We start from the raw sequence: 26,857 nt of genomic DNA, 5'->3' as shown, positions 1-26,857 counted from the left end.
TTTCAGATGCATGAGAGCAGAAAAACCGGCGAAGATTTATTCATCGCCGGTTTTCTCAATATCAATCTGTCATTTTTCTTCTGATCCTGCAGATCCAGAAAATTTTCCGGATCCCTTACGCCTCGTCGATCGCCCGTCCAATATCATGTCTCATATACTTATTCTCAAAGGAAACCCACTCCGTCGCCTCATAGGCTTTCTTTCTGGCTTCCTTCAGGTCTTTTCCGGTTGCGGTCACACCGAGGACACGGCCGCCGTTTGTGACGATCTGGCCTTTGTCGTTGAATTTTGTTCCGGAGTGGAAGACATAATAGTCGTCTTTTCCCTTGAACTTCTCAAGTCCTTCGATCGGGAATCCCTTTTTGTACTCGACCGGGTAGCCGTCGGATGCAAGGATAACGCAGACCGTCGCACGATCATTGTCGAACTTTAAGTCTACCTTATCGAGCGTTCCGTCGATGCACGCCTCAAAGACGTCCACGATATCGTTCTCCAGTCTCGGAAGAACAACCTGCGCCTCCGGATCGCCGAATCTCGCGTTATACTCCAAGACCTTCGGTCCCTCCGGTGTCAGCATCAGTCCGAAGAAGATCACGCCCTTGAACGGTCTTCCCTCTGCCTTCATCGCATCAACGGTCGGCTGGTAGATGTACTTTTTGCAGAATTCATCGACTTCCTCCGTGTAGAACGGGCTCGGGGAGAAGTTTCCCATACCGCCTGTATTTAAGCCCTGGTCGCCGTCCTTTGCACGCTTGTGGTCCTGGGCGGAACTCATGATCTTCACGATATTTCCGTCCACAAAGGACAGAACGGAAACCTCACGGCCGGTCATAAACTCCTCGATGACGATCTCATCCCCTGCGGAGCCGAATTTCTTATCCATCATGAGCGTCTTCACGCCCTCTTTTGCCTCTTCCAATGTCTGGCAGATCAGAACGCCCTTTCCGAGCGCAAGACCGTCCGCTTTTAAGACGATCGGCATCTTCGCCGTCTCAAGATACTCCAGCGCCTTCTCCGGGTCTGTGAATGTCTCATAAGCGGCTGTCGGGATATGATATTTCTTCATGAGGTCCTTGGAGAATGCCTTTGAGCCCTCAAGGATCGCCGCATTCTTTCTCGGTCCGAATACGCGGAGTCCCTCTTTCTCGAAGACATCCACAATCCCACCGACGAGCGGATCATCCATTCCGATCACGGTCAGGTCGATCTCTTTCTCTTTTGCAAATGCAACTAATTTATCAAATTCCATGGCTCCGATCGGCACGCACTCCGCCACCTCGGAAATTCCGGCATTGCCCGGCGCACAGTAGATCTTGTCGACTTTTTTGCTCTGGGCGACCTTCCATGCGATCGCATGCTCTCTTCCGCCGCTTCCAACGATTAAAACCTTCATCTATTCTTCCTCCTGTAAACTTCCCTATGACATAAGCCGACTGTCCTGGCAACATGTAAAAATACATATCAGCCAGGACAGATACGATCAGATCTCGTGGTTCGCGATCATGTCGATCGCCTTCGGAAGGATCTTCCACTCCGCCTGCTCCATGACACGGCGCTGAAGAACCTCCGGCGTATCGCCTTTTTCCACTTCAACCGCTTTCTGCAGGATGATCGGACCGGAATCCATTCCCTCATCCACAAAATGCACCGTCGCACCGGTGATCTTTACGCCTCTCGCAAGCGCAGCCTCGTGGACCTTCAGTCCGTAAAAGCCGACACCGCAGAAGGACGGGATCAGGGACGGATGGATATTGATGATCTTATTTCTGTATTTTTCGATCATGGCCGCCGGGATCTTTACCAGGTATCCGGCCAGCACGATCAGATCCAGATGGTAGGAATCGATCTTCGCGACAAGCGCCTCATTAAATTCCTCTCTGGACGCAAACTCCTTCGGGGACAGGCATTCTGCCGGGATCCCGTGCTTTTTCGCGCGTTCTAAGGCAAATGCACCCGCATTGTTGCTGATCACGACCTCCACCTTCGCATTGCGGATCGTACCCGCATCGATCGCATCGAGGATCGCCTGAAGATTTGTTCCTCCTCCGGAAACGAGAACGCCGACTCTTAACATAAGGTCACTCCCTTTTCTCCTGCCTCGATGGAACCGATGATGTACGGGGTATCTCCCGCTGCCTTCATGGCTGCCATCGCCGCACGGACATCCTCCTCAGCGACTGCAACGACCATACCGATTCCCATGTTGAACGTGTTGTACATGATCTTCTCATCGATCTCACCCTTCTGCTGCATCATCGGGAAGATCGGCGGGATCAGATAGCTGTCCTTGTGGATCACCGCACGGACGCCATCCTTTAACATACGCGGAACATTCTCATAGAAGCCGCCGCCTGTGATATGGCTGCACGCCTTGATCGTAACACCTGCATTCTTTACGTTCTTTAAAGCCTTTACATAGATCCTTGTCGGAGCAAGAAGCGTCTCGCCGAGAGTCTTTCCAAGCTCATCATAATAGGTATTTAAGCCCTCTTTTGTCATCTCTTTCTCAAAAACCTTGCGTACAAGAGAAAAACCGTTGGAATGAACACCCGTGGAAGCCATTCCGATCAGGACATCACCCGGCTGGAGATTCTCACCTGTGATCATCTCCTTCTTATCGCAGACGCCAACCGCAAAACCGGCAAGATCATACTCATCCTCAGCCATCAGACCCGGATGCTCCGCAGTCTCACCGCCGATCAGAGCAGCTTCGGACTGGAGACAGCCGTCCGCAACACCCTTGACGATATCCGCGATCTTCTCCGGATAGTTCTTGCCGCATGCAATATAGTCCAGGAAGAATAACGGCTCGCCGCCCGCACATGCGATATCATTCACACACATCGCAACTGCATCGATACCGATCGTGTCGTGCTTGTCCATGATCATCGCAAGCTTTACCTTCGTTCCGCATCCGTCCGTACCGGAAAGAAGAACCGGCTCCTCCATATCCTTGATCTTTGCAAGAGAAAAAGCACCGGAAAATCCTCCAAGACCACCTAAAACTTCCTCACGCATCGTCTTCTTCACATGCTCTTTCATCAGCTCCACAGACTTGTAACCAGCCTCAATATCAACTCCGGCTTTCTTGTAATCCATATGTATTCCCGGCTATCGCAGACATCCAAAAGATGTATGATAGCTTTTCCTTTCCTTAATTTTTCTATATCAGATGATATCGTGTGCAAAATTTTTTGCCCCCCTGATACCGTATTGTTCCACACTTCGTGCTCCTGCAATTTCCTAAAACAGCCATACTCTGCTCATTTTCCTGCGCAAAACGGCTGCTTATTCATGGTTTGGGATGGTGGTATCATCCGATCACTTCTTCATGGAAGCAAGATACTCCTTATATCCGATATTGTCGAGCTTCTCCGCCTTGCTCTCCACTTCCGTCTTCATCTTCTCAGAATAAGCCTTTAACTTTTCAAGGAGATCCGCATCCGAAGCCGCAAGGATCTTTGCAGCAAGAATACCAGCATTCTTTCCGCCGTTGATCGCTACCGTTGCAACCGGGATCCCGGACGGCATCTGCACGATCGAATAGAGGGAATCCACCCCGCCAAGGTCAGAAGTCTTCATCGGGATTCCGATAACCGGAAGCGGGAAGATCGCTGCACACATTCCCGGAAGATGAGCCGCCTTACCTGCACCGGCAATGATCACCTTCATGCCCCTGCTCTCAGCACTCTTCGCATACTCAAAGAAAGTATCAGGCTCCCTGTGTGCGGAAATGATCGTCATCTCAAAATCAATCCCAAACTGTTCCAGTACCTCGGCAGCCTGCGCCATAACCGGCATATCAGAGTCACTGCCCATTACAATTCCAACTTTTGCCATTGTCTTTTCTCCTTATGAGTGTAACAAATATTGATAAGTTCCACTAATATATAGCATTTGAATAACAATAATTCCTTATCAATCATAATACAAGGTTTTTCCATGCACGTCAAGTGGGAATCGTAGATTTTGCCACATCCCCGCACGAGCGTCCCTCCAATCTTATTCCTGCCACTCCTCAGCGATGCGCCCCACGCGAGCATACATCTGCCGCATCTCTCAGCGATGCGCCCCGCACGAGCGCAATCTCTGCCACATCCCAGCGGTGAGCTTCCGGGCTGGAGTGCCTTGATCCGGGGATCTGGCTTCCTCTTAGCCCGCGGGTGACTGCGTTGAAAACAAGACGACACTTGTCTGAGCGCAGCGAGTTGTGTCGTCTTGTTTTCGCCCTTAGCAGTCACCTGCAGGCTTAGAGGAACCATCCCCGCATCCCTGTGCACTCCAGCCCGGAAGCTCACCGCGTACCCTCGCCAATACACAAAAAAAGGCGCCCCCGAACATGCAGCTCACCTGCACCTCCAAAGGCACCCATTTCAACTCAAAAAGCGACCTTACTCCTCCCCCAGCGGCCTGTTCAACTCATCCAGACCCGCCAGCACAAATCTCCCATCAAGGATCAGATCCACCTTCGTCCCATCCTCACGCACAGCCGAAATCCTCTCCAGCTCCTTATATGGGATCGTAATATCCGTATGCACTCCGAAATACGCCTTCGAGACATCTTCCTTCCGCAAGATCGAAACCTCATTGTCCCGCGCGATCATCTCTTTCCCATCCGGATTATACATCGGACTGTCCTCCGACCAGCTGTAACAAGTATCACCGACCGCAAAATGCGGCCCCATCTTCTCCACGATCAGGATCGGCAGCCGGTCCAGGATCCCGAACTTCTCCGCCATCGCATACGCCGTCGTGTTCGTTCCGATCGCAAACTCGCCGAGCGGCAGGATCTCATGTCCATTCATGATCCCCTGCACGATCAGGCGGTGTCCCGCCTCTTTATCGATCTCTCCATTTTCCGCAAAGTTGTCGCAGACTGCAGAAACCACACGTCCGTCTTTGAACTCCATCAGAAGATTCCGGTACTGGATATCTCCGATATAGACCGTTCCCACATTTAAGATTCCGTTCGTCCCCGCAAGCTTCGGTGAAGTGAACACCTCACCGAGGGGAATATTCACATCGGCCACGCAGTTCTCAAACTTCGTCTGCTTTTCCGGATCAGAAAGGGCCGCCAGACGTACCTGCATGTTCGTCCGGTTCTCACCTTTTCCGATCACTTCCACATACTCTGCTGTATCGAGCACATCGATGATCTTCTGCTGCATATCGCGGTAAAGCTCGTAGTCCAAAGTGTTGATTCGGATCGTCTCTTTAAATATTTCCGTGAAGTGTTCCCCAATTGCCGGAACCGGGAACGCAATGATCGTGAAGCTCGTCTCATCTCCCGGAATATACTCGTTCACGACCGGCATGGAAAGATTCCGGTACTCCAGATAAAGATTCTGCTGTTTCTCCGTAAACGCCCACGCCTCCGGCTTGTTCACCGGCTCAAATCCCGGCTCACCGAACGTCTCGATGACCGCCGGTCCCGCATAGACAGCCGCCTCCTTCTTATACTGTTCATACGCCGTCTTCAAAACGCCGATCTTCCGGTCACGGAACGCCTTGTCCATGTAGACCGCGCTGTCATACCGGTGATCATAGTCGTACTGTCTGTTCGGGGAAGACGATGTATAGCCGCCGCGCCCCGCCGGATTCCGGTTGATGCTGCCGACCGCACCTCGCGGGAAGATCACAGAAAGACCTGCTGCCTCGAAATTCTTCACCGCCTGGCGAACCATACGCTCCATTCCGACCGGATACCGGATTGCCGCCGTTTCCTTCTTTGCGAGATCACGTCCCATGACCTCAAACCCGCGGATATATCCGTCTGTATAGGTATCCGCCATCTTCCTGATCTCTTCCTCCGGCAGGCTGTTTAAGAACGCCGCCATCTTTTCCTCCTCCGGGGAGATATACTCGCCGAAGCGGTACAGGTAAGAAAGATCCGAGAGATCACTCTCCATGATGATCTTCTTCGCAAAATCAAGCGTCGGATCGACACCTTCCCGCACACGATAAGTCAATGTCACATCACAGTAATCGCTCGCACTCCAGTAGAGGACGTCCTTGATCTCCTTCGCCGCCGGAAGCGCCTCGCCCTCAAACAGGTTGTAGATCTCGATCAGCGCCTCGTTTCCGATCACGAGATCGAGAACACGCCCCTCAAATGCATAGACGATGTCCGCACGGATCTCCGCATAGAGATAAGAAAGAAGCTTTCCATACTCCTCTCCGAGCGTCTGCACAGCATAAGCCGGATTCGCATAACTTGTCTCATAAGCTCCCGGGAGAACGTCCGCATAGAGCTTCTGATTTAAGGCTCTCCCCTCTTCCAGAGTCATCTTGTCAAGACTTCCGTCTTTCTTTGCCTTCAGGACTTCGCCGCACTGAATGATGAGCTCCGTCACCTTTTTAAAATAATCCCGGTAAACTTCCGGTACTGTCTCTTCCGTCAGAAAATCCCGGATCCGCGCCATGGAAAGGTCATAGCGCTCTCTGATCAGATCTTGTTCCATGTCTCATGCCTCCATTTCATTACAGAGCAAATACGATCATCAGTGCCCACACGAGCAGCAGGATCCCCGCCGCCGCGAGACAGATCTTCGCCAGAATGTAATTTTTCTCCTTCTCCATCATCGCGAAGATCCCGTAGACCACCGATGATACCGCAGTGATAATACTGCAAAAACCCAGAGCTGCTGCCGCAAGCGGCGCATTCCCCTGGGTGTGATAGGAAAAACCGATGGCAGCGGCGTAAAAAAGAAGCGCCGCCGCCACAAGTCCCGCCGCCACAAAACTGTTTTTTGCCAGCGGCTTTTTTATATACGATACTTTATTTCCGATTCGTTCCACTGTATCTCTCCCACACGCCTTTCGCAAGGGCAAAAATAATATACCCGACAAAACCGCCGATGGTATTTAAGAGCAGATCATCCACATCGAAACTTCCAACCTTGCCGACGAGCTGCATCGTTTCCACGGTGAGACTCATGGCAAAGCTTAAGATCACGGTGATATACCAGTGTCTCGTCCGCTCCCAGATGACCGGCAAAAAAAAGCCAAACGGCATAAACGCCAGCACGTTGCCGAAAATATTTAAAAATACCGCGCGCCAGCCAAGAATGTCCCTGTATAAAATAAAACGCCGAATCTCTTTAAAAAGGGTCAGGTTGTAGGAATATTCGGCCCTTGCGTCGGGGCTGCGCCCCATTTCTTCGGCGAAAAACAGGAAATATGTCAGCAGAACCAGATACAGGACGAAAATGACCGCCCCAAGAATCCGATGTCTGTGTTTTTTCATCTTCAAACTTCTCCATTTTTATTTTCTCCCGTTCCCGGGCAGGTGCTTTCCCGCATTCTTTTCGCATTTCTTGCAGAACCGGACCTTACGGGAGAAAAGCAGGAAAGGAGATGCCGCCATTTCAGCCGCATCTCCCGCTGCATCATCTTTCCCTGAAATCAATTTTTTAGAAAGTAATATCTGATTTTCTCTTAAGAAGCAGTGCGCCGTTCACGATCGCGATGATCCCGGCAGCAAGTCCGACAGATGCAACGATGATTCCGACCGCGATGCTCGCTGCGCCTGTGTTTCTCATGGTCTTATAAATCTTTTCCATAGAACCGCTCCTTTATTATTTTACACCATACTGCTCATAGTATGCGTCGATCGCTGCTTTTAATGTATCGTCGATGATCACTTTTCCCTTGTACTCCTTATTGTAAAGGTGCTCAACGACTTCCTTCATGGTTACGATCGCTGTTGTGCGGAAACCGTATTTCTCCTGGATCTCTGTGAGTGCGGATTTCTCGCCTTTTCCTCTCTCGCAGCGGTCAACAGAGACAACAAGACCGAGAACATCGACATCGCCCTGTGCCTTGATGATCGGAAGAGTCTCCTCGATGGAAGTACCTGCTGTTGTTACATCCTCGATGATCACAACCTTGTCACCGTCAGCGATCGGGCTGCCAAGAAGGATTCCCTTGTCGCCGTGATCTTTTACTTCTTTTCTGTTGGAGCAGTATTTGATGTCTGCGCCGAAGTGCTCGTTGATCGCCATGCTGGTCGCAACAGTCAGCGGGATTCCCTTGTAAGCCGGTCCGAAGAGAACATCGAAGTCTGTTCCAAATGTGTCATTGATCGCTTTCGCATAGTACTCGCCGAGCTTGCGAAGCTGAGCGCCTGTGCGATAGAATCCTGTGTTTACGAAGAACGGGGTCTTTCTTCCGCTCTTTGTCACGAAGTCTCCAAATTTTAATACGCCGCAATCAACCATGAATTCGATAAATTCCTGCTTGTACTTTTCCATTTTTCATCCATTCCTTTCAAGATAATATACTGTTTCGCAGATTTCCGATATCGTTATCTGCCGGCTTTTTGTCAGATGGCGTCCCTGCCGTGCAGGAATGCGATCCTTATGTTCAGTGTACGGCGCCGATCAGCTCGTGGATGTCCTCCACGCCGTACTTCTTCATATATGCCTCAATTCCCTCGATCACCTGGATCGTTGTATCCGGGTTGATGAAGTTCGCGGTTCCGACGGACACGGCTGTCGCGCCCGCGAGGATGAACTCCAGCGCGTCCTCAGCTGTCATGATGCCGCCCATTCCGATTACCGGGATCTTTACTGCGTTCGCAACCTGATATACCATGCGGACAGCGACCGGTTTGATCGCCGGACCGGACATACCGCCGGTCTTGTTTGCCAGCGCGAAGGTCCGCTTATTGATGTCGATCTTCATACCCGTGATCGTATTGATCAGGGATACCACGTCCGCTCCGCCTGCCTCAACGGCTCTTGCCATCTCCGCGATGTCGGTCACGTTCGGGGAAAGTTTCATGATCACCGGCTGCTTTGCAACCTTTTTGACTGCCTTTGTGATCTGCTCCGCGCATTTCGGATCCTGACCGAATGCGATCCCGCCTTCCTTTACATTCGGGCAGGAGATGTTGATCTCGAGCATGTCCACGTCGGCGTCCGCAAGGCGCTCCACAACGTCCACATAGTCGCTCTCGGACTTTCCGCAGACATTGACGATGATCTTTGTATCATGCTGTCTTAAAAACGGAACGTCGCGCTTCATGAAAACATCAACACCCGGTCCCTGAAGACCGATCGCATTTAACATTCCGCCGTAAACTTCCGTCACACGCGGAGTCGGATTTCCCGGCCACGGAACATTTGCGATTCCCTTTGTCACAACAGCTCCGAGACGGTCAAGGTCGATCATCTCGCCGTATTCCATACCAGAACCAAAGGTACCGGAACAGGTCATCACCGGGTTCTTTAACTCCACACCGGCCAGTGTTACTTTTGTATTCATGCCTGTTCCTCCTTTTTGATCATGATGCCGGAGGCGATGCGCTCGCGCTGCTCGTCCGGAGTCAGGAGCTCTACCTCTTCGGCGCGGAAGACCGGACCGTCCTTGCAGATCCTCTTGTTTCTCACGTTGCTGTGCTCATCGATGTCTTTGCTGTGGCATACGCAGCCAAGACAGGCACCGATCCCGCACGCCATCTTCTCTTCCAGGGAAATGTAACACTCGATCCCGTTCTCCATCGCATAGGCTTTCAGTGCCTTTAACATCGGAGTCGGTCCGCATGCGTAGATGATATCCGCGGTGAGCTTCTCCGCGCGGATCGCATCGATGACATTTCCTTTTGTTCCGACGCTTCCGTCCTCCGTTGCGATCACAACATCAGCATATTTGCGAAGCTCGTCCGCAAGGAAGGTCTCCTGATCTCTGTAACCGATGACTGCTGTCTTTTCGCAGTCCAGGTTCTTCGCGAGTTCCAGCATCGGCGGGATTCCGATCCCTCCGCCGATCAGGAATGCCTTTTTCTTCTTTAAAGGGAATCCATTTCCCAACGGCCCCATAATATCCAGGGTATCGCCTGCCTTGCATTCGGAAAACTCCTTTGTGCCGGCTCCCGCGATGCGGTAAACGATCCGAAGTCTTCCATTCTCCTTGTCCGCCTCACAGATACTGATCGGACGCGGAAGAAGTTTTGACGGGTCATTTGTGTAAACAGCGATAAACTGTCCCGGAACAGCCGCTTCTGCCATCTCCGGTGCGTCAAGCCACATGCTGTAGATCCCCTCCGCCAGCTTCTCCTGGCTGTGGATCACAGCGTTTACTTTTTTCTGTGCCATGGTTCCCTCCTTATTACAACACATCAGCCACGGACGAATGGCCATGGCTGATGATTATTTTTTCAATGTGGATCATTCCGCAGTTGTACAGCTTTTCTGGTTACAATACTTTTCTGAACAATTGCGTTTTTTCATTTATAATACAGAATTGATATCTGCGATCATGTCGATAACGGCCTGTCTGGATGCCTCTGCAAAGTGCTCCGGACCGAATTTCGCATATTTCTCCTGCTTATAAGCTGCGATGATACCACGGGAGGAGTTTACAACAGCTCCGAGTCCATCTTCGTTAAAGCAGTGCATTAAGTCTTTCGCAGTACCGCCCTGTGCACCGTAACCCGGTACCAGGAAATAAGTCTTCGGCATGAGCTTTCTTAAGATCTTGCTCATCTCCGGATAAGTAGCGCCGACAACCGCACCGACGTTGCTGTAATCGCCGTCCATGCTCGCTTCGCCCCACTCAACGACCTTCTCAGCGACTAACTCATAGAGAGGTCTTCCGTCTACAAGACGGTCCTGGAACTCACCGCTGGACGGGTTGGAGGTTTTAACGAGAACAAAAAGTCCTCTGTCTTCATCGTTGCAGACATTGACGAACGGTTTGATGCCGTCTGTTCCGAGGTACGGATTTACGGTAATGAAGTCTGTATTGAAGCCACGGCATACGTTGCTTCCGACTTTTACGCTTCCGATATGTCCAACTGCATACGCGGAGGAAGTGGATCCGATATCGCCTCTCTTGACATCGCCGATCACAAGGAGTCCCTTGTTCTGGCAATACTCGATCGTGCGGGCATATATTTTAAGACCCTCAATGCCAAACTGCTCATACATTGCAATCTGCGGTTTCACTGAGGGAATCAAATCATAAGTGTTATCGATAATTTCTTTATTAAACTGCCATACAGCCTCGGCAGCGCCTTCCATGGTCTCGCCGAAATCCTTGAATGCTCTCTGTACAATATGGTTCGGGATATAACCTAACATAGGGTCAAGACCGACACAGATCGGTGCCTTTGTCTTCTGAATCTTCTGTATGAGCTGACTGATCATAGTTTCCTCCTCCGATGTAGTTACGTTTCTAAAACACCTTATTCTTACCAATTTTAGCATAAGAGTTTTTCTGTTTCAAGTAAAAATATAGGTTCTGAAAAAATTTCCGCATTTTGCAAAGATTTTTCAAATATTGTGACAGAAGTCTTTTTCTGCATCGTTATGATGTTCAATTCATCTGCTAAACAAAATGGAATGTGCCTCGGCACATTCTCGCGCCGAGCGCGGTCGCCTGCGACAACCTTCATCTTCGCGCGAGTGCGCATCTTAGGCACCTGGTACCCACGCCAGCTGCCGTTCTCTGTTTTTATACTTTTATCAACTGTGGAACACGATCGTACAGACGTATTCCCCGTTCTTGTAATCTTTCTTCGCGAACTGGTCTTCCACCTGGGTCTCCATGTTCATCCAGAGCTCCTCGGCGGCCAGCATGATGTGGGCGAGCATGATGCCGATGTTGAATTCCTTAAAGGCGCGCTTTTCTTTTCCGGAAAACGGGAGTGTTTTTTTCGCAAAGATATAGATCCGGTCCGAATAGACGACAAAGCGCCATGGCTGGGAATTGAATGAGGACGGAGCGAGTCTCGCGGCACGCAGGATCGCCTTCACCTGCTCCCCCGGTTCGTCCTTGAACGCGCAGAGCGCCGCAAGGGAAGCGCGGTGAGCCAGGGAGGAATCGCGGGACGGGCGTCCCGCAGCCCGTCCGAACGCGATCACGAGGAAACGTTTCAGACCGTCTTTTTTCTCCTCTCCGGCCTTCGTCGCCCCGAGATAACAGGTTCCGAGTTCCTTTGATGTGAGGTAAAGGACTGCCTGTTCAGCCGCATATCCGGCATTCCGCACAGACAGCTGGTCATCCCCGCAGTAGACGGCAAGATAGTACGGCGCCTCGACCTTCCAGAGGCCATGGATCTTCTGCTTTCCGTCTGAATTGTCTATGATCTCAAATTTTACCGTTTTCTCCTCATCGAGGAGCGCGATATTCTCCAGATACCGCTCCAGCGCCTCCAGCCGTCCCGGTGCAAGTTTCTCCATCTCATACTCGCGGACCGAACATCTGTTAAAAATCGCCTCATAAATACTCATAACCGCTCGCCTCTTCCCCTCATGCCGGATGATCGATCGCCATATCCGGCAAAACTGTCAATTCCTTTTTTCCATCCACTCCGGTCCGCTCCTCACCAATTCAGTCCGGAAGACGGTCTGACAAGATCCGCCCCGCAGCTGATCACACGGAATCTTCAGTTCAGAAAATTTCCGTTCATGAAAAGGAACCTTCCAACTCTTTGATGAGTCCTTCAAACACCTTCATCGCCTCATTGACGACATCCGGCTTTTCCATGTCAAGCCCGACTAACTTTAAAAGCTCCACCGGCGTCTTTGAGCATCCGCCCTTTAAGAACCGGAAATAACCTTCTTTTGTCTTTTCGTCCCCAGAAAGGATCCGCCTTGCGATCGCCATCGCCGCGGAAAATCCTGTCGCGTACTGGTAGACATAAAACTGCATGTAGAAGTGTGGGATCCGTTCCCACTCATGATCAATATCCTCATCGATCACAGTCTCTTCTCCATAATACTCCGAATTCAGCTCATGGTAAAGACTGCAGAGCAAATCTTTTGTGAGAGGAGTCCCGCTCCAGGAAAGCCGGTAGGTCTCTGCCTCAAATTCCGCGAACATCGCCTGGCGGAACAGCGTTGTGCGGAACCGCTCGGCGAGCTGGTTAATGAGGTAAAACTTCTCCTTCCTGTCATTCGTCTCATTGATCATGTAATTTAAGACCAGGATCTCATTGCAGGTCGATGCAACCTCCGCCACAAAGATCTTATATCCGGCATACGTGTAGGTCTGACTGGCATTGGAGTACCAGGAGTGGATCGAATGTCCCATCTCATGCGCCAGGGTGAGGACGGAATCCAGCGTTCCGTCAAAGCTCATCAGCACGTACGGATGCACGCCGTAAACGCAGTTCGAGTAGGCGCCGCTCCGCTTTCCCTCATTTTCATAGACATCGATCCAGCGGTTCCCGAAACCATTCTTTAAGAGGTTTAAATATTCCTCTCCGAGAGGTTTTAATGCCTTCAGGATCAGTTCCTGTGCCTCTTTGTAGGAGTACGTTTTCTCATACTCATCCGTGAGCGGCACGTAGAGATCATACATGTGCAGCTCCGGAAGGTCCAGGCATTTTTTCCGGAATCCCATATACCGGTGCAGCAGCGGGAGCGCATCATGGACTGATTCCAGGAGGTTATCGTAAACACGCTCCGGGATCTCGTTTTCCGCAAGGTACATGGCTCTTGCCGACGGATACTGACGCATTCTCGCATAGAAATTTCCCTGCTTGACATTTCCCTCGTAGGTTGCCGCGATCGTGTTCGCAAACTGGCGGTATCCTTTGTAGAGGGAATGGAAAGCCGCCTCTCTGACACTCCGCTTTTTGCTCTCGATAAGTTTCCCGTATCTCGCGTGGGTCACCTCAACGAGTTCCCCGTTCTCGTCCTCAACCGGGTCAAATTTCAAATCTGCATTATTAAATAAGGAGAATACCGATGACGGAGTGTGCGCGATCTCGGAAGCAGACGCTAAGATTGCTTCCTCCTTCTCTGAAAGCATATGCGGTTTTTTCGCGAGCAGACGTTCGATCTGGAGTTTATACGCCTTTAACTCATCCGTTTCCAGGAATCCGTTCATCGTCTCATCCGGGATCTCCAGGATCTCCGGCTGGGCGAAGGACGAAGCAGCCATTGCTTTTACCGCAAGAGACTGGACTCTGGACACCAGTGCCTGATTCTCGCTGACAGAGGTATCCTGATCGCGTTTCTGCATCGCATACGCATAGAGGAGAGAGATCGTCTCATCCATCGATTCATCAAATTCCAGGTAACTTTTAAGCAGATCTGCCGAACTTCCGAGTTCTCCCCGGTATGTCTCATACCCCGGGATCCGCTCTTCCACTCCGTCCGCAAGTTCTTCAAACTTCTCCGGCGATGCGATCATGTCCTCCAGTTTCCAGGTATCCTGTTCTCTGATCTCTGAACGTTTCTTTACTCTCTCAGCCATGGTTTTCTCTCCTTTTGCACTTTTTATTTTAGAGCAATCCTGACATGATCGGCACTGCAACGACCGTCATAAGACCTGCTACTGCGATCGACAGGCTGCTCATCGCACCTTCTACCTCACCGAGCTCCAGCGCCTTTGCGGTTCCGATCGCATGCGCGGAAGTTCCGAGTGCCAGTCCTTTCGCGATCGGTTCCTTGATGCCGACAAGCTTAAACCAGCCATCTGCAACGATATTACCGAGGATTCCCGTCAGGATGATGCTGACGATCGTCATCGTCACGATCCCGCCGGCTTCCTCCGATACTCCCATTCCGATCGCTGTCGTGATGGACTTCGGAAGCAGGGAAACATAGTGGACATGTTCCAGACGGAAGATCATGGACATCACATAGACGCTGACGACACTTCCGATGACTCCGGCTGTGATCGCTGCTGCGACTGCTGTCAGGTTCTTCTTTAATAATTCTAACTGCTTATACAGTGGAATTGCAAGACAAACCGTTGACGGTGTCAAAAAATAACTGATATAGGATGCACCTGTGTTGTAATCGGTATAGCTGATCCCGGTCGCTTTTAAGAATGCGATCACAAGGATGATCGCGACGAGCAGCGGGTTTAACACTGGCCATCCGAATTTTTTCTTTAACTTCATACCGATCAGGTATGCGAACAGACTGATAAATACTCCAAAGTACAATGACATTTCTATTTCTCCCTCTTTTTCTGTCTCTTGATGATCCACTCTGCCGTCTTGCCGGTGATGGTCATGACGATGAAAGTGGTCACAAAGGTGATGATGAGCATCGGGATCATAATGGCTTTTAACTCTTCGATCTTATCGATGATCCCGACAGCGGCCGGAATAAACATGACCGGCATCAGATCCAGAAGCAGGTTTCCCGTCACTTCCACATCGGAAAGGGAGATCACTTTCGTGCATAAACCGCCGAGAAGAATGAACAGTCCATACACTCCGGCGGGAACCGGCAGCGGAATGAACATATTCAAGAGTTCCCCCACCATCGTGATCCCGAAAATGATCACAATTTCTTTCACGTACTTCATTTTTGTTTTCCTCCTGTTGTCAAATTCTGTCTCTGTTTTCTGCGATCTTCGCAGACTTGCGGAGAGACAGTATAAAATGGTCCAACCATTTTTGAGACTAGGAACCATTTTATCACCCCTTTTGCATGGCGGCAATAGAAAAAAACACGGAAAATTCCTTGAATTGAAGTATTTTTCTGTATATACTTATCTTCATCTGAACACGATGGCGGCAGTGATTCTATGGTGCGAAATTTGTCTCTCTTCCGCATTTCACTTCTGCATTTTTATCCCCGGCAAATAAAACTCCCGCCGGATCCACATACTTTGTTCCTGAAAGGGAATGTTTTTCACCGATTTTTCCACTTAGTTACAGGAGGTTTATGATGAAATCATACTGCGTCTCTTCTTTAGATTCTTTCCGGAAAGACCAGATCCAAACCATGGTAAATACATGCACAGCTCACGATCACACCTCGCTCTCTTTCCCTTTTGAGGATGCATCCCTGTTTCTTTTTTCTGAATACGACGGGCGCATCGTCTCCGCCATCGCTTTTGTTCCGGTGGATGACCTTCTGTTTGAGTGCTCCGCCTTTACAGATCCGGAATTCCGCGGTCAGGGACTCTTCTCTGCGCTTCTGGATCAGGGGATCCAGGAACTTCCAGAGGATTCCGAACTGCTCTTCTATGTGGATCAGAAAGACCGGAACACTGCCGCTGTCCTTGAGGCGATCGGAGCGGAACAGGACTCTGAGGAACATATGATGGAGCTGCTGCCGGAGGATTTTTCTACTGCTGTCCGGCGAACTGACCATGCGGAATCTGCGGCTGCACCATCCGGCTTTCTCACCGATGTTCAGCTCGAAACTCTGGATATCGACGGGACCCTGACACTCTGTTTTCGATCCGGACATGCCATCGTAAATTTTTCTGTCTTCCCGTCCCACTACTATCTCTACGGTTTTGAAGTGGAAAGATCGCAGCGTGGAAAAGGATACGGAACCTCATTTTTACAGACTGTCCTTGTAGGACTGTTTTCAGACACCGAAAATCTCCTGACGGATCTTTACACCGGTCGGACTGTTTCCGACACCCCGGTCGCGGTTTCATCCCGCACCGGTGCTTCTGGTGATCATAAACGTCCGGTCCTCCTTCAGGTTGCCGGAAATAACACTCCGGCTCTTACCCTGTACAAAAAAACAGGGTTCCGGATCACCGAAACCCTGTGCTGCTATCTCTATTAAGGACGCATTCGACAAACAGCTTTTTCCTCAGCTTTCTTTTGTCGTCTGCCCACTCTTCTCTTTTTTGCATCTGCTGCCGGCTGTTCTTTTCGGCCTACGGCAGATCTTTATCAAACTTGAGGGGATTTTCCCTGCTCTCACGATCTTCGATTTTCCGGCGGAGCGCCAGCATTTTAAGATCCGTCTGTGCGATCACCTCTGCACACTCTTTCAGTTCATCGCTGATCTCACTCGCATCTTCCACATCCTTCTTATACTTCATCTGATGATCCAGACTCGCCCAAAAGTCCATCGCGATCGTCCGGATCTGGACCTCCACGCGCATGTTTTCCCTCCGGTCGGAGAAAAATACCGGAACTTCGATGATCATATGGTAGCTGCGGTATCCGTTGACCTTCGGGCAGCGGATATAGTCTTTTACCATGAGAACGTTGATATCATCCTGCCGCGCCAGCATCTCGGCGACGGTATAGATATCATCCACAAACGAACAGATCACGCGGATTCCCGCCACATCGTAGAGATTTTCCCGCACCGACTCTACGGAGATCGGGAATCCTCTTCTGTGGAGTTTTTCGATGATGCTCTCCGGCTTTTTCACTCGGGATTTGATCATCTGGATCGGGTTTCTCTGATTCCGAACTGCGAGATCGTCGTTCAATACTTCCAATTTTGTCTTCACTTCCCGGATCGCGCATGCGTAGCGCATATTTAACTCCCGGAACTGACGTGCCTCATTTAAAAAGCTCTCCGGGATATCGATCGCTCCCGGCGCGTTGACAGCCGACTGGTACAGTTCACCATTTGGGTTCATACTGATGTTCATTGGTAATTTCCTGCACTTTCCTTCAATATTATGCTCGCCACCCATTTCTGCACAGGTGGTTTCTTTTCATGATCATTCCTATTATACCGGAAAATATGCCATATTACAACGAAAGATTTCCGAACTTTTTATGAAGTTTCCACAACCCTGTTCACCCCATATTCTTTACAACGCCCGCGTTTCATGCTATGATACCACAAAGGGAACAAGCCCTGCCCTTGTGCCGCAACCACTTGAATTCAGGAGGAAATCATTATGAAAACACTTGGATATTACAATGGGAAATTCGGTCCTCTCGAGGAGATGACCGTGCCGATGAATGACCGTGCCTGCTACTTCGGGGACGGTGTATATGAAGCAACACTTGCAAGAAACGGAAAGATCTTCGCCTTAAAAGAACATCTCGACCGCTTTTTCAACAGTGCGGGCCTTCTCAGGATCGAGATTCCTTATACACGGGAAGAACTGACCGCGATCCTCTATGACATGCTCGCGAAGATGGACGACAGCGATATCTTCATCTACTGGCAGATGACCCGCGGAACCGGCATCCGCCAGCACCAGTTCCCGGAAAAAGGCACAAAGCCGAATCTCTGGATCTTTATGAAACCGGGAAAACCGGCAGATTCCAGCAAACGCCTGAAGCTCACCGATGTTGAGGATACCCGGTTCCTTCACTGCAACATCAAGACCTTAAACCTCCTTGTGAACGTTATGGCTGCTGAGAAAGCCGAGTCCATGGGATGCGGGGAATGCGTCTTCCACCGCGGCGATGTTGTCACCGAGTGCGCCCACAGCAATGTCTCCATCATCAAAGACGGGATCTTCAAGACTCACCCGACCGACCACTACATCCTCCCGGGCATCACAAGAATGCACATCATCCAGATCTGCAAAGACAACGGGATCCCGGTCGATGAGACACCGTTCACAATGGCGGAACTCATGGATGCCGATGAGATCATCGTCTCCAGCTCCACAAAATTCTGCTCTCCGGCTTGCGAGATGAACGGAACTCCGATCGGCGGAAAAGCTCCGGAACTCGTAAAGCTGATTCAGGAAAAATACATGGAGAAATTTGAGAACGAGACGGCAAACTAGGTCAGAGTTCCTGATTTCCCACTGCACGATCGCAAAAACGAATCCTGATACCAAAAAGGTCAGAATGGACGCCTTTCCATTCTGACCTTTCTTTATATTCATTTACACGATCTGCCACCGATAGTTCCGTTCGGATTCATGGCAGTTCAGACCTTCTTTACTCTACCCCGTTCTTCTCGCAGAACTCCGCCAGGCAGCACCTGTCACAGTACGGCTTTGTTCGCGCAGTGCAGACAGCCCGTCCATGTTCCACGAGGCGGTGGCAGAAATCATTTCCTTCCTCCGGCGGAATGATCTTCCAGAGCGCCATCTCAACTTTTTTCGGGTCCTTGATCCCGTCCACGAGACCAATCCTGTTTGTCAGGCGGATGCAGTGGGTATCGGTGACGATCGCCGGTTTTCCGAAGACATCACCCATGATGAGGTTCGCGCTCTTTCTTCCGACGCCCGGGAGTTTTAAGAGTGCGTCAAAGTCATCCGGCACATTTCCATGATACTGTTCCCAGAGGATCTTCATGCAGGCGCTGATATCGCGCGCCTTGCTCTTCCCGAGTCCGCAGGGACGGACGATCTCCTCGATCTCGTTCACATCCGCTTCCGCCAGCGATTTCACATCCGGGAATTTTTTATAGAGATCCTGAACGACCACATTGACTCTCGCATCCGTGCACTGGGCCGCCAGGCGCACGCTGACCAAAAGTTTCCAAGCTTCGTTGTAATCCAGCGTGCAGTCCGCATCCGGATACTCTTTTTTTAATGCCGCGATCACCTTCGCAGCAAGTTCTTTTTTCTCTTCCAGTGTTTTTTCCATATGTATTTTCTCCTGTCCTCCGGTTCTGCTGTACGAGCCGCTTTCCGGTATCCGGCTGCGGCTTCACACCTTTTTGGCCGGTCACTTTCTCCCGTTTAACTGATCCAGCACATCCTGGACCGTCATATACTCCACATGTTCCGGCATCTCGATCGCAGCGCCGAAACGATCGTCTACTTCCGATATAAAATATACAATCAGAAAGGAATCGAGACCAAGATCTCCGATCAGAAACGCATCCTTTTTGATCGGCGTATCGACATACGCTTCCAGGATCTCTCCGAGAATTTCCAGTTCCTGCTCTTCCTTCCGTTCGATTTTCATCTTTGCATCCTCATGAAGGTTCATTGATCCACCTCGTTATTTTTTACATGAGCCGCCGATCGTTTCCCGCACCAGGCAGGATCTGACCGCCGCCCCGATCACATTTCGTTCCTTTTAGTATAACGCTGAAATCCCGAGTTTACAATCTCTTTTCTCTTCTCCTGTATGAACAGGATTTCATTGGTTTGATCCATCGTTTTTCCGCTATATAGAATGTGTTTCGCAATAAGAAATCCCATTCTTATTCCTACCCGGGGAGGTTCTTTTTTCTGTTGAAATTCCTTCCCAAAACCTGAATATTTTGGAAAAAGGTATGGACGAAACTTCATTTTTGTGAGAAAATGGAACGGGTATGATGTGATTTTTTTAACGAGCATTAAAAACCATATATTGAAAGGAGTCTCAACATGATTTATTCACATGAAGTAGAACAGATGTGCACGGTTGCGCAGGGCGTAAACCATGGCGCAGCTCCGATCCCGGAGGAAGCGAAATGGGTACAGTCCAAGGAAATCAAAGATATTTCCGGTCTGACACACGGTATTGGCTGGTGCGCTCCGCAGCAGGGTGCCTGTAAGCTGACCCTGAATGTAAAGGAAGGTATCATTCAGGAGGCTCTTGTGGAAACCATCGGATGTTCCGGTATGACTCACTCCGCAGCTATGGCAGCAGAGATCCTTCCGGGCAGAACAATTCTTGAAGCATTAAACACAGACCTTGTCTGTGATGCGATCAATACAGCAATGAGAGAGCTCTTCCTCCAGATCGTTTACGGAAGAACCCAGAGTGCATTCTCCGAGGAAGGTCTTCCGATCGGTGCTGGTCTTGAGGATCTCGGTAAAGGTCTTCGTTCCCAGGTTGGTACGATGTACGGTACTTTAAAGAAAGGTCCGCGTTACCTCGAGATGGCAGAAGGTTATGTTACCGGTATCGCTCTTGACGCTGATGACCAGATCATCGGCTACCAGTTCGTAAACCTCGGCAAGATGACCGACTTCATCAAAAAAGGCGACGATCCGACAACTGCTTACGAAAAAGCAAAAGGTCAGTACGGCCGCGTAGCAGATGCAGTGAAGATCATTGACCCGCGTCAGGAATGATTGGAAGGAGAAGAAAACAATGGCATTATTTGAATCCTATGAGAGAAGAATTGACAAGATCAATTCCGTTTTAAACAGCTATGGCATCGCATCCATTGAAGAAGCTGAGAAGATCACAAAGGATGCAGGCCTTAACGTATATGACCAGGTAAAGAAGATCCAGCCGATCTGTTTCGAGAACGCATGCTGGGCTTACACAGTAGGCGCTGCGATCGCGATCAAGAAGCACTGCCGCCGTGCCGCAGACGCTGCTGCTGCGATCGGTGAAGGTCTTCAGGCTTTCTGTATCCCGGGTTCCGTTGCTGACCAGAGAAAAGTTGGTCTCGGACACGGCAACCTCGGAAAAATGCTCCTGGAAGAGGACACAGACTGCTTCTGCTTCCTCGCAGGTCACGAGTCCTTCGCAGCCGCTGAGGGCGCGATCGGTATCGCTGAGAAAGCAAACAAAGTTCGTAAAAAACCGCTCCGTGTTATCTTAAACGGTCTCGGAAAAGACGCTGCACAGATCATCTCCCGTATCAACGGCTTTACTTATGTTGAGACAAAGATGAACTACTACACAGGCGAAGTTGAGGAAGTTTTCCGCAAATGCTACTCCACAGATCCGGAGAGCCCGCGTGCAAAAGTAAACTGCTACGGCGCTAACGACGTAACAGAGGGCGTTGCGATCATGTGGAAAGAGGGCGTAGACGTTTCCATCACCGGTAACTCCACCAACCCGACCCGTTTCCAGCATCCGGTTGCAGGTACATACAAGAAGGAATGCGTAGAGAAAGGCAAGAAGTACTTCTCCGTAGCATCCGGCGGCGGCACAGGCCGTACTCTTCACCCGGATAACATGGCAGCAGGTCCGGCTTCCTACGGTATGACAGATACCATGGGACGTATGCACTCCGACGCACAGTTCGCAGGTTCCTCCTCCGTTCCGGCTCACGTTGAGATGATGGGTCTGATCGGTATGGGCAACAACCCGATGGTCGGCGCTACCGTTGCTGTTGCTGTTTCTGTACAGCAGGCTGCTGATGAAGGTAAATTCTAAAAAAATCAGGCGCTTCCTTGCGAAGCGTCATACGAAAAACCCGGGGATCATAATTCCCCGGGCTTTTCTATTTATGCGAACAAGGAACCAAAGTCCGCGCTTGCACGAGACCTTGGCGACTGTCGCGATAACAAGGGAAAAACCGCGAATCGTGTTTTCACTTGTTGACATCATCAAAAACTTCACGCTCAACCGTATCTTGCAGAATCTCCGGTTCAGAAATTTCCATCTTTTTGAAGCAGCAATTGCGCCTCGTCCGGGATTCCTTTACTGCTGCATCTGCACTTCTTCCCTCTGCTTTTCCTTCAGTTCCCTCAAAATTCCAAGAACGATCACCACGCCCAGGACAAATGTCAGCGCATCTGCGACCGCCTGGCATAACTGCAGTCCGCGGATCCCGAATGCGGACGGAAGGATGAAGAGCGCCGGGATCAGGAAAAGTCCCTGGCGGCCGGACGCGACAAGTGATGCGCGGAACCCGTATCCGATCGTCTGGGTCATCATGTTGGACATGACGATCCAGGCGGACAGCGGCAGGGTGACGCACTGGAACCGCATCGCCCAGGTCCCGATCTCGATCACATCGAGGTCCTCTTTCCGGAATGCACGCATGATCTGCGGCGCACCGACAAAACTTCCGACTGCAAGAACTGCCAGAAAGACAACCGAGACCTTCACACAGAACCAGAAGGACTCCAGGACTCTGTCATACCGCTTCGCACCGAAATTGAAGCCGCAGACCGGCTGGAATCCCTGTCCGAATCCGATCATGGCGGAGCCGATGAACATCATATACCTGCTCACGATGGAGAGAGCCGCGATCGCCGCATCCCCAAATGGGTTTGCCGCAAGGTTCAGCGCAGCAGTCGCAATACTCGCGATCCCCTGGCGGCAGAGGGACGGGATCCCGCCGTGAAGGATCTCACCGTAGAGGGATAAAGAAAGCGTGATTTTTCCCGGTTTCAGGTGCACACAGTCCTTTCTCAAAAGACTCTGGAAAAACAGGATCCCGAAACTGATGCACTGGCTGAGTGCAGTCGCAAGTGCGGCGCCGGAGATCCCGAGATCCAGTCCGAAGATAAAGATCGGGTCCAGGATCATATTTAAGATGCCTCCGGTCGTGATCCCGATCATCGCGTAGACAGCCAGTCCCTGGAAACGGAGCAGGTTATTCATTGCCAGCGACCCTGTCATGACCGGGGCCGCGATCAGGATATACTTTGCATAATCCTTTGCGTAAGGAGCGATCGTGTCCGTAGCTCCTAAAAGTCTCACGAGCACATCAAGATTCGGCAGACACACGACCGCGAACAGGAGCCCGATCAGGATCGCGGAATAAAAGCCGGTGGAAGCGATCCGCTCTGCTTTTTCCTCATCCCTGCTTCCGAGGACCCGCGATAGATAGTTTCCGCTTCCCATTCCGAGCGTAAATCCAAGTGCCTGGATCATGGACATCAACGAATAACTCACGCCGACGGCCGCCGATGCACTCGTGCCGATCCGGCTCACGAAAAATGTATCCGCCATGTTGTAGATGGAAGTCACCAGCATACTGATGATCGTCGGGATCGCCAGGCTCGGGATCAGCCGGGAGATCGGGGTTTCCGTCATTTTTATGTAGCGTTGTTCCTGGGTCATGGGGCTCTTCATGTTCTTTTTCCTCCGTTTCGTATATTAACTCTGCAAAAGGTGCGGCTGTCCCATCCTGCCGCCCCAGGGCCAGATAGTATAAAGAGCCGCCTGCGGAAGAATCCCCTTCCAACGGCAGCTCTTTCTGTCATGATGACTCAAGCAGGTGCCTTTCGGAACGCATCTGCGTTCCGTCAGGCACAACTCTTTTTATTCAGCTTTCTTACCGCTCAGATACTCGTGGATTCCGCGCGCTCCTGCTTTTCCTGCCTCCATGGCAAGAATAACGGTAGCAGCACCTGTCACAGCATCTCCGCCTGCAAATACGCCCTCACGGGAAGTCTTTCCGTTCGACTCATCCGCAACGATGCATTTATGTTTGTTGATCTCAAGTCCGCCTGTTGTGGAGGAGATCAGCGGGTTCGGGGAAGTACCGAGTGCCATGATGACCGTATCAACATCGATCGTATAATCGGAACCTTCGATCTCGACCGGACGGCGTCTTCCGGATGCATCCGGCTCGCCAAGTTCCATCTTTCTTACGACCATGCCTTTTACCCAGCCCTTTTCATCGGTCAGAATCTCAGTCGGGTTCGTTAAGAGATTGAAGATGATCCCCTCTTCTTTTGCATGGTGAACTTCCTCTGCTCTTGCCGGAAGCTCTGCCTCACTTCTTCTGTATACGATATGAACCTCTGCACCGAGACGGAGAGCCGTTCTCGCTGCGTCCATCGCTACGTTTCCACCGCCGACAACAGCAACTTTCTTACCAGCAGCGATCGGTGTGTCATAATCGTCGCGGAACGCCTTCATAAGGTTGCTTCTTGTCAGGTACTCGTTTGCGGAGAATACGCCGTTTGCGTTCTCGCCCGGGATTCCCATAAATCTCGGAAGACCGGCACCGGAACCGATGAAGACTGCCTTGTAGCCCTCTTCGTCCATCAACTCGTCAACGGTTACAGACTTGCCGATAATTACGTTTGTCTCGATGTCAACGCCGAGTTTCTTCACGTTCTCGATCTCCGGCTGTACAACGCCCTGTTTCGGAAGACGGAACTCCGGAATTCCGTATGTTAAAACTCCGCCCGGCTCGTGAAGTGCCTCGAAGATCGTTACTTCATAGCCAAGTTTCGCGAGATCGCCTGCACAGGTAAGTCCGGACGGGCCAGAACCGATGACAGCGACCTTGATGCCGTTTGTCTTCTCCGGCTTTTCCGGAACGATCCCGTTCTCTCTGGACCAGTCGGCAACAAAACGCTCAAGTTTACCGATGGAAACAGCCTCGCCCTTGATGCCGCGGACGCACTGGCCTTCACACTGGCTCTCCTGCGGGCACACACGGCCGCAGACAGCCGGGAGTGCGGAAGATTTTCCGATCACCTTTGCAGCCTCAGCATAGTTTCCTTCTTTTACTTCTTTTACAAATGCCGGAATATCGATCTTGACCGGGCATCCCTGAACGCATCTCGCGTTTTTGCAGTTTAAGCATCTGGACGCCTCAGCGACAGCCTCTTCCTCATTATATCCGTAACAGACCTCCTCAAAGTTCGTTGCGCGAACCTTCGGCTCCTGTTCTCTTACCGGGACTTTCTTCATTCCATCCATGTCATTTCCTCCATATCACCGATCAATCGTTGCCGCAGTTTCCGCATCCGCCGTGGTGGGTTTCGCCCTCACGGAGTTTTAAAAGGGCACGGCCTTCTTCTGTCTTGTACATCTGCTGGCGTTTCATTGCCTCATCAAAGTTTACGGCATGTCCGTCAAATTCCGGTCCGTCAACACAGGCAAATTTTACCTTTCCGTCAACCGTCACACGGCATGCACCGCACATTCCGGTTCCGTCTACCATGATCGGGTTTAAGCTTACGACTGTCGGGATCTCAAGCTCCTTTGTCAGGAGACATACGAATTTCATCATGATCATCGGTCCGATCGCAACACAGACGTCATATTTCTTTCCCTGCTCATTTACGAGTTCTTTGATGACCTCGGTAACCATTCCTTTATGTCCGTAGGAACCGTCATCGGTCGTCACATAGAGGTTTCCGGCAACCGCCTTCATCTCGTCCTCGAGGATCAGGAGATCTTTTGTCTTGGATCCCATGATGACGTCAGCGTCGATCCCATGTTCTTTTAACCATTTTACCTGCGGATATACCGGAGCTGTTCCGACACCGCCCGCAACGAACAGATATTTTTTCTTCTTTAATTCTTCGATGTCTTCTTTTACGAAATCAGACGGGTTTCCGAGCGGTCCGACAACATCACGGAAGGAATCTCCGACCTGTAATGTGGACATACGCTCTGTGGACGCACCGACTGTCTGGAATACGATCGTGATCGTCTCCTTCTCGCGGTCATAATCGCAGATCGTAAGCGGAATACGCTCGCCTTTCTCATCGATCTTTACGATCACAAACTCACCAGGTTTGCAGTTTGCGGAAATTCTCGGAGCTTTTACGACCATCAGATAGATCTTATCCGCAAGCTTTTTTGCCTCTAAAATAGGATACATATCCCATACCTCCTGTTTTCTCAAACATGTTCCGCCGAAAAGACTTTTCCGGCAGCTGAAATCAGATTGCAACACAGAACTTTTCAGATCATTCTCCCGCCCTCCATCGGAGCTGGGTCTGCAAAGTCACTGACACACACTGAGTTCAGTGTAACATTTTTTAGTCAGATACGCAACATCGATTCTTCCGGTTTTGCGTTTTTTCTGCATTTCTGTATCACTTTTATGCGTCACAGCAAAGAATCTGTTTTTTCTCCCAGTGCCAGAGCCTTCTTTCCCGTGCGCTCATACCGCCGGAATTCATAGCAAAGGTCGAAATACGTCTGCTCATCGCTGTCCGCCGTCACTTCCCAGTCCGGATCTTTGTCGAGATCCGGGAACCATGTATCCGCCATGTACTCGTAGTCGATCCATGTGATGTGGGCCGTGTCGCAGTACGGCAGGAACGCCCTGTAGATCTCCGCGCCGCCGATAATGTAGATATTCTCCGACGCAAACTGTTTTAAATATTCCATGGCTGAAGAGAGATCATGAAAGATCTCACACCCCTTTGCCCTGTAAGACTCGTCTCTCGTGAGAACGACATTGACTCTCCCCGCTAACGGCTGCCCGCCCGGAAGACTTTCCAGCGTCTTTCTTCCCATGACGATCACTTTTCCTTTTGTCTCCTCACGGAAAAGCTTCTGGTCATCCGGGATCGTCACCAGAAGTTTCCCCCTGTTTCCGATCGCCCAGTGTTTATCCACCGCCGCAATGATATTCATGGCTGTTTCCTCCTTTATATTGATGGCAAAGCCACTCTTCTTTCTTTTTTCCCTATTATAGCGAAAAGACGCCTGAATCGCAAGCTGTCATATCCGCATTCCCGATCTGCCCAGAAGAACAGCCCCAAAAGCATGTGATCCTCCTAATTTTCATCTTGTATCCTCCCACAAAACCCGTTATAATAGGGAAAGCATCCGGCGCAGGACAGACGGTTGGAAAATCCTTCCGCTGCTTTCTCTTCCGCCAGACTT

Annotated in this window: 27 protein-coding genes; 4 read left to right on the top strand and 23 right to left on the bottom strand. The window is 50.7% G+C overall.

Going from position 1 to position 26,857, the window contains the following annotated elements; all coding sequences use genetic code 11:
- Positions 1-115: 115 nt before the first annotated feature.
- From purD to ACXMYH_RS04570, 16 genes are all read right to left on the bottom strand, one after another.
- A complete protein-coding gene (gene purD / locus ACXMYH_RS04645) occupies positions 116-1,393 on the bottom strand; it encodes a phosphoribosylamine--glycine ligase (protein WP_118529490.1) in 1,278 nt (425 codons plus the stop codon).
- Between the two features lie 87 nt (positions 1,394-1,480).
- Positions 1,481-2,074, bottom strand: coding sequence for a phosphoribosylglycinamide formyltransferase (purN, locus tag ACXMYH_RS04640; protein WP_118298512.1), 594 nt, complete (start codon positions 2,072-2,074; stop codon positions 1,481-1,483).
- Positions 2,068-3,099: a phosphoribosylformylglycinamidine cyclo-ligase gene (gene purM / locus ACXMYH_RS04635; RefSeq protein WP_118298513.1), complete on the bottom strand. Its 1,032-nt coding sequence runs from the start codon at positions 3,097-3,099 to the stop codon at positions 2,068-2,070. Before purM ends, purN begins: the two co-directional genes overlap by 7 nt.
- 222 nt (positions 3,100-3,321) lie before the next feature.
- Positions 3,322-3,840: a 5-(carboxyamino)imidazole ribonucleotide mutase gene (gene purE, locus ACXMYH_RS04630; RefSeq protein ID WP_215703148.1), complete on the bottom strand. Its 519-nt coding sequence runs from the start codon at positions 3,838-3,840 to the stop codon at positions 3,322-3,324.
- Positions 3,841-4,391: 551 nt separating this feature from the next.
- Complete coding sequence (locus ACXMYH_RS04625) at positions 4,392-6,461, bottom strand: aminopeptidase (RefSeq protein ID WP_486555605.1); 2,070 nt, start codon at positions 6,459-6,461, stop codon at positions 4,392-4,394.
- A 19-nt stretch (positions 6,462-6,480) separates the two neighbouring features.
- Positions 6,481-6,798, bottom strand: a complete 318-nt coding sequence (locus ACXMYH_RS04620) for a calcium:proton exchanger (protein WP_118529487.1) — start codon at positions 6,796-6,798, stop codon at positions 6,481-6,483.
- Positions 6,779-7,246 (bottom strand): VanZ family protein, encoded by a 468-nt coding sequence (locus tag ACXMYH_RS04615; protein ID WP_215703146.1) that lies wholly within the window; start codon positions 7,244-7,246, stop codon positions 6,779-6,781. The genes ACXMYH_RS04620 and ACXMYH_RS04615 overlap by 20 nt, the downstream gene beginning before the upstream one ends.
- A gap of 166 nt (positions 7,247-7,412) precedes the next feature.
- Positions 7,413-7,562 carry a hypothetical protein gene (locus tag ACXMYH_RS04610; protein ID WP_182426546.1) on the bottom strand — a complete coding sequence of 50 codons (150 nt, stop codon included), beginning with the start codon at positions 7,560-7,562 and terminating at the stop codon, positions 7,413-7,415.
- Between the two features lie 15 nt (positions 7,563-7,577).
- Positions 7,578-8,252: an orotate phosphoribosyltransferase gene (pyrE, locus tag ACXMYH_RS04605; RefSeq protein ID WP_118298518.1), complete on the bottom strand. Its 675-nt coding sequence runs from the start codon at positions 8,250-8,252 to the stop codon at positions 7,578-7,580.
- 112 nt (positions 8,253-8,364) lie between these two features.
- On the bottom strand, positions 8,365-9,267 hold the full coding sequence (locus ACXMYH_RS04600; RefSeq protein WP_118298519.1) for a dihydroorotate dehydrogenase: 903 nt from the start codon (positions 9,265-9,267) through the stop codon (positions 8,365-8,367).
- Positions 9,264-10,097, bottom strand: a complete 834-nt coding sequence (locus ACXMYH_RS04595) for a dihydroorotate dehydrogenase electron transfer subunit (RefSeq protein WP_118298520.1) — start codon at positions 10,095-10,097, stop codon at positions 9,264-9,266. The genes ACXMYH_RS04600 and ACXMYH_RS04595 overlap by 4 nt, the downstream gene beginning before the upstream one ends.
- Positions 10,098-10,232: 135 nt before the next feature.
- Positions 10,233-11,150, bottom strand: a complete 918-nt coding sequence (gene pyrF / locus ACXMYH_RS04590; protein WP_118298521.1) for an orotidine-5'-phosphate decarboxylase — start codon at positions 11,148-11,150, stop codon at positions 10,233-10,235.
- Between the two features lie 318 nt (positions 11,151-11,468).
- Entirely contained in the window at positions 11,469-12,236 is a 768-nt protein-coding gene (locus ACXMYH_RS04585; protein ID WP_486555604.1) for a nitroreductase family protein, read from the bottom strand.
- 175 nt (positions 12,237-12,411) lie between these two features.
- The gene (gene pepF, locus ACXMYH_RS04580) at positions 12,412-14,208 is read right to left on the bottom strand and encodes an oligoendopeptidase F (protein ID WP_486555603.1); all 1,797 of its coding nucleotides are present in this window, start codon (positions 14,206-14,208) and stop codon (positions 12,412-12,414) included.
- 28 nt (positions 14,209-14,236) lie between these two features.
- Complete coding sequence (locus ACXMYH_RS04575) at positions 14,237-14,911, bottom strand: LrgB family protein (RefSeq protein WP_118298524.1); 675 nt, start codon at positions 14,909-14,911, stop codon at positions 14,237-14,239.
- Between the two features lie 2 nt (positions 14,912-14,913).
- Entirely contained in the window at positions 14,914-15,273 is a 360-nt protein-coding gene (locus tag ACXMYH_RS04570; protein WP_118529483.1) for a CidA/LrgA family protein, read from the bottom strand.
- Positions 15,274-15,635: 362 nt separating this feature from the next.
- Between ACXMYH_RS04570 and ACXMYH_RS04565 the strand changes: the two genes are divergently transcribed.
- Positions 15,636-16,496: a GNAT family N-acetyltransferase gene (locus ACXMYH_RS04565; RefSeq protein ID WP_486555602.1), complete on the top strand. Its 861-nt coding sequence runs from the start codon at positions 15,636-15,638 to the stop codon at positions 16,494-16,496.
- Positions 16,497-16,590: 94 nt separating this feature from the next.
- On the opposite strand, the gene ACXMYH_RS04560 is transcribed toward ACXMYH_RS04565, so the two are convergent.
- Entirely contained in the window at positions 16,591-17,322 is a 732-nt protein-coding gene (locus ACXMYH_RS04560) for a GTP pyrophosphokinase (protein WP_118298527.1), read from the bottom strand.
- A gap of 255 nt (positions 17,323-17,577) precedes the next feature.
- Between ACXMYH_RS04560 and ACXMYH_RS04555 the strand changes: the two genes are divergently transcribed.
- On the top strand, positions 17,578-18,423 hold the full coding sequence (locus tag ACXMYH_RS04555; protein ID WP_118529482.1) for a D-amino acid aminotransferase: 846 nt from the start codon (positions 17,578-17,580) through the stop codon (positions 18,421-18,423).
- A 157-nt stretch (positions 18,424-18,580) separates the two neighbouring features.
- Here ACXMYH_RS04555 and ACXMYH_RS04550 read toward each other — a convergent pair whose 3' ends face one another.
- A complete protein-coding gene (locus tag ACXMYH_RS04550) occupies positions 18,581-19,234 on the bottom strand; it encodes an endonuclease III domain-containing protein (protein WP_118298529.1) in 654 nt (217 codons plus the stop codon).
- A gap of 81 nt (positions 19,235-19,315) precedes the next feature.
- On the bottom strand, positions 19,316-19,558 hold the full coding sequence (locus ACXMYH_RS04545; protein ID WP_182426547.1) for an acyl carrier protein: 243 nt from the start codon (positions 19,556-19,558) through the stop codon (positions 19,316-19,318).
- Between the two features lie 407 nt (positions 19,559-19,965).
- Here ACXMYH_RS04545 and ACXMYH_RS04540 point away from each other — a divergent pair, with 407 nt between their 5' ends.
- On the top strand, positions 19,966-20,658 hold the full coding sequence (locus ACXMYH_RS04540; RefSeq protein WP_118298532.1) for an iron-sulfur cluster assembly scaffold protein: 693 nt from the start codon (positions 19,966-19,968) through the stop codon (positions 20,656-20,658).
- Between the two features lie 19 nt (positions 20,659-20,677).
- A complete protein-coding gene (locus ACXMYH_RS04535; RefSeq protein WP_486555601.1) occupies positions 20,678-21,697 on the top strand; it encodes a GGGtGRT protein in 1,020 nt (339 codons plus the stop codon).
- A 267-nt stretch (positions 21,698-21,964) separates the two neighbouring features.
- On the opposite strand, the gene ACXMYH_RS04530 is transcribed toward ACXMYH_RS04535, so the two are convergent.
- The 4 genes from ACXMYH_RS04530 to ACXMYH_RS04515 form a co-directional block, all read right to left on the bottom strand.
- Positions 21,965-23,347, bottom strand: a complete 1,383-nt coding sequence (locus tag ACXMYH_RS04530; RefSeq protein WP_486555600.1) for an MATE family efflux transporter — start codon at positions 23,345-23,347, stop codon at positions 21,965-21,967.
- A gap of 189 nt (positions 23,348-23,536) precedes the next feature.
- Entirely contained in the window at positions 23,537-24,931 is a 1,395-nt protein-coding gene (gene gltA, locus ACXMYH_RS04525) for an NADPH-dependent glutamate synthase (protein ID WP_142411048.1), read from the bottom strand.
- Positions 24,932-24,953: 22 nt separating this feature from the next.
- On the bottom strand, positions 24,954-25,841 hold the full coding sequence (locus tag ACXMYH_RS04520; RefSeq protein ID WP_118529391.1) for a sulfide/dihydroorotate dehydrogenase-like FAD/NAD-binding protein: 888 nt from the start codon (positions 25,839-25,841) through the stop codon (positions 24,954-24,956).
- A 230-nt stretch (positions 25,842-26,071) separates the two neighbouring features.
- Positions 26,072-26,605, bottom strand: a complete 534-nt coding sequence (locus tag ACXMYH_RS04515) for a dihydrofolate reductase (RefSeq protein WP_118529390.1) — start codon at positions 26,603-26,605, stop codon at positions 26,072-26,074.
- Between the last annotated feature and the right edge of the window lie 252 nt (positions 26,606-26,857).

Source organism: Pilosibacter sp. NGB245 (assembly GCF_057397225.1).
This window is presented reverse-complemented; position numbering and strand designations above follow the sequence as displayed.

Coding starts and splice junctions, on each gene's coding strand:
- ACXMYH_RS04610 (WP_182426546.1), bottom strand. CDS start 7,562: ATGGAAAAGATTTATAAGACCATGAGAAACACAGGCGCAGCGAGCATC.
- ACXMYH_RS04575 (WP_118298524.1), bottom strand. CDS start 14,911: ATGTCATTGTACTTTGGAGTATTTATCAGTCTGTTCGCATACCTGATC.
- ACXMYH_RS04600 (WP_118298519.1), bottom strand. CDS start 9,267: ATGAATACAAAAGTAACACTGGCCGGTGTGGAGTTAAAGAACCCGGTG.
- ACXMYH_RS04535 (WP_486555601.1), top strand. CDS start 20,678: ATGGCATTATTTGAATCCTATGAGAGAAGAATTGACAAGATCAATTCC.
- ACXMYH_RS04570 (WP_118529483.1), bottom strand. CDS start 15,273: ATGAAGTACGTGAAAGAAATTGTGATCATTTTCGGGATCACGATGGTG.
- ACXMYH_RS04550 (WP_118298529.1), bottom strand. CDS start 19,234: ATGGAAAAAACACTGGAAGAGAAAAAAGAACTTGCTGCGAAGGTGATC.
- ACXMYH_RS04615 (WP_215703146.1), bottom strand. CDS start 7,246: ATGAAAAAACACAGACATCGGATTCTTGGGGCGGTCATTTTCGTCCTG.
- ACXMYH_RS04625 (WP_486555605.1), bottom strand. CDS start 6,461: ATGGAACAAGATCTGATCAGAGAGCGCTATGACCTTTCCATGGCGCGG.
- purM (WP_118298513.1), bottom strand. CDS start 3,099: ATGGATTACAAGAAAGCCGGAGTTGATATTGAGGCTGGTTACAAGTCT.
- purE (WP_215703148.1), bottom strand. CDS start 3,840: ATGGCAAAAGTTGGAATTGTAATGGGCAGTGACTCTGATATGCCGGTT.
- ACXMYH_RS04585 (WP_486555604.1), bottom strand. CDS start 12,236: ATGAGTATTTATGAGGCGATTTTTAACAGATGTTCGGTCCGCGAGTAT.
- ACXMYH_RS04565 (WP_486555602.1), top strand. CDS start 15,636: ATGATGAAATCATACTGCGTCTCTTCTTTAGATTCTTTCCGGAAAGAC.
- ACXMYH_RS04520 (WP_118529391.1), bottom strand. CDS start 25,841: ATGTATCCTATTTTAGAGGCAAAAAAGCTTGCGGATAAGATCTATCTG.
- gltA (WP_142411048.1), bottom strand. CDS start 24,931: ATGGATGGAATGAAGAAAGTCCCGGTAAGAGAACAGGAGCCGAAGGTT.
- ACXMYH_RS04540 (WP_118298532.1), top strand. CDS start 19,966: ATGATTTATTCACATGAAGTAGAACAGATGTGCACGGTTGCGCAGGGC.
- purN (WP_118298512.1), bottom strand. CDS start 2,074: ATGTTAAGAGTCGGCGTTCTCGTTTCCGGAGGAGGAACAAATCTTCAG.
- ACXMYH_RS04545 (WP_182426547.1), bottom strand. CDS start 19,558: ATGAAAATCGAACGGAAGGAAGAGCAGGAACTGGAAATTCTCGGAGAG.
- ACXMYH_RS04515 (WP_118529390.1), bottom strand. CDS start 26,605: ATGAATATCATTGCGGCGGTGGATAAACACTGGGCGATCGGAAACAGG.
- ACXMYH_RS04560 (WP_118298527.1), bottom strand. CDS start 17,322: ATGAACATCAGTATGAACCCAAATGGTGAACTGTACCAGTCGGCTGTC.
- ACXMYH_RS04595 (WP_118298520.1), bottom strand. CDS start 10,097: ATGGCACAGAAAAAAGTAAACGCTGTGATCCACAGCCAGGAGAAGCTG.
- ACXMYH_RS04555 (WP_118529482.1), top strand. CDS start 17,578: ATGAAAACACTTGGATATTACAATGGGAAATTCGGTCCTCTCGAGGAG.
- purD (WP_118529490.1), bottom strand. CDS start 1,393: ATGAAGGTTTTAATCGTTGGAAGCGGCGGAAGAGAGCATGCGATCGCA.
- pepF (WP_486555603.1), bottom strand. CDS start 14,208: ATGGCTGAGAGAGTAAAGAAACGTTCAGAGATCAGAGAACAGGATACC.
- pyrF (WP_118298521.1), bottom strand. CDS start 11,150: ATGATCAGTCAGCTCATACAGAAGATTCAGAAGACAAAGGCACCGATC.
- ACXMYH_RS04530 (WP_486555600.1), bottom strand. CDS start 23,347: ATGAAGAGCCCCATGACCCAGGAACAACGCTACATAAAAATGACGGAA.
- pyrE (WP_118298518.1), bottom strand. CDS start 8,252: ATGGAAAAGTACAAGCAGGAATTTATCGAATTCATGGTTGATTGCGGC.